The sequence below is a fragment of the Eudoraea sp. genome, from assembly GCF_049665975.1.
Taxonomy (GTDB): Bacteria; Bacteroidota; Bacteroidia; order Flavobacteriales; family Flavobacteriaceae; genus Eudoraea.
On the sequence record NZ_JBATGR010000475.1, the window covers coordinates 1 to 1960 of the forward strand.

Genomic DNA, 1960 nt, shown 5'->3' on the forward strand with positions numbered 1-1960 from the left:
TAGTGGCATACTATAATGCGTATTGTGGCAACCTTTAAAAAACATTAGACAAGTAATGAAAAAACATTTGTCTCCTGAAACTTTAGTAAAGGCACTGTGTATGGAATGCAATTGTTACTTGAAAAATAGTTTTCTTAACTTTTTGAATTGGTATCAAATTAATAAGATGCTCGATTCTAAATAAAGTCTTCCATGGCTTCCAGCCATATCGGAATTTCCAAGTTAGAAGATTTCAAATACACAAAAAGCGTTTCAATGGCCAGGGTATAAGTTAAGAGGGTGAGATTAATCTCCATTACGCTAAACAAGCTAAAGTAAATGTCATATACTGCAGAGGTAATTCCGAACACTTTAATCGCTTTGGTAATGAAAAGAATTGATAGATTAAACATTGCTTTGGTTTTCTTTGATTGCTGTCTTGATACTATAGACGAGAGTAAAATTAATTTGTTACAGTACTATGCATAAAAAGGTACTGTATTAAGAAATATTTAACATTTTTAATTGTGGGAGGGAAGAGAAGTATCGTATAAATTGATAATTCTAAAGCCGTTTATTTGGAAGTCTCACTTTCCCATCGAAAGTGTGGTTATCTTTGCTTAAAATTATTTTATGTCCAAAACGTTTTCTGATTTAGATATTAATAAGGCGCTACAAGAAAGCTTAGCCCTTTTGCAAATTTCTGTTCCCACAGATATTCAGGAAAAGACAATTCCCGTTGTTCTTAATCAAAAAGAAGACCTAGTTGCCTTGGCAAAAACAGGAACAGGTAAAACCGCTGCTTTTGGATTGCCTTTGTTGCAGTTAGTTGATCTTGAAGACTCTAAGGTACAAGTCCTTATACTAGCCCCTACACGAGAATTAGGGCAACAAATTCATGCTAATTTAATTTCTTTTGCTTCGCATAGCCCAGACATTTCTATTGCCGCAGTATGCGGAGGCATTCCTATAAAACCTCAAATAGAACGTTTAAAAACAACTACCCATATTGTCGTGGCAACTCCAGGGCGTTTGGTAGATTTATTAAATCGTGGTGCCATTACTATCAAAAACCTAAAGTATTTAGTATTGGATGAGGCCGACGAAATGGTAAGCGCTTTAAAAGAAGACTTAGATAGTATTATCAAAGAAATTCCAAAAACACGAAGAACTTTATTGTTTACAGCCACTATGCCGGGTGCCATAAAGCAATTGGTTCAAAATTACATGTCTAAACATGTTGTGCAGGTAGAAGCAGATATGTCTACCCTTGGACACCAGGGCATCGATCATCGCTATATGGTGGTAGAACCCATAGAAAAACTAGAGGTATTGCTACATTTTTTAAATAGTAAAGAAGGAGAAAGAGGGATTATCTTTTGTAAAACCAAAGCGGCGGTTAATAAATTGGCAAGAAACTTAGCCATAAATAAATTCTCATCCGGAGCCATTCATGGTAGTTTATCTCAGGGTATTCGAGACCGTATTATGGGCCAATTCAGAGAAGGATCTATTGCTATTTTGGTTGCAACAGATTTAGCAGCCAGAGGCCTGGATGTTAAAGAAATATCGTATGTTGTTAATTATCATCTGCCAGATACTTATGATACGTATGTTCATAGAAGCGGACGTACAGCAAGGGCAGGGGCAAAGGGGCTTTCAGTAACTATATTACAAAAAGAAGAAGTTAAAGATATTGCTGATTTTGAAAAAGAGTTGGGTATTGTTTTTAGTGAATTTAAAAAAGCAGACGCTCAGAGCATAGAAGAAAACAATGCCTTATTATGGGCGAAGAAAATATTTAAGACCAAACCAAATCGTACCGTTTCAGAAGAATTTAGTAATAAGATAAAGACGGTATTTCATCATTTAACAAAAGATGAGTTGATAGACAAGGTGCTCTCAAATTATTTGGCACAAACAAACAAGGGTAATCCAAAAAACGAGGATTCCAAAAAGAGTACTAAGTAGCAATTATTAT

At 35.2% G+C, this 1960-nt stretch carries 2 protein-coding genes; one reads left to right on the forward strand and one right to left on the reverse strand.

The features are described 5' to 3' along the window. Positions 1 to 176 precede the first annotated feature (176 nt). Entirely contained in the window at positions 177 to 392 is a 216-nt protein-coding gene (locus WBN20_RS15340) for a hypothetical protein (protein ID WP_424272527.1), read from the reverse strand. Positions 393 to 612: 220 nt separating this feature from the next. Here WBN20_RS15340 and WBN20_RS15345 point away from each other — a divergent pair, with 220 nt between their 5' ends. Next, positions 613 to 1950, forward strand: a complete 1338-nt coding sequence (locus WBN20_RS15345; RefSeq protein ID WP_424282313.1) for a DEAD/DEAH box helicase — start codon at positions 613 to 615, stop codon at positions 1948 to 1950. Positions 1951 to 1960: the final 10 nt, after the last annotated feature.

Excerpts from the sequence above, each read along its gene's own strand:
- WBN20_RS15340 (WP_424272527.1), bottom strand. The coding sequence starts at position 392 with ATGTTTAATCTATCAATTCTTTTCATTACCAAAGCGATTAAAGTGTTC.
- WBN20_RS15345 (WP_424282313.1), top strand. The coding sequence starts at position 613 with ATGTCCAAAACGTTTTCTGATTTAGATATTAATAAGGCGCTACAAGAA.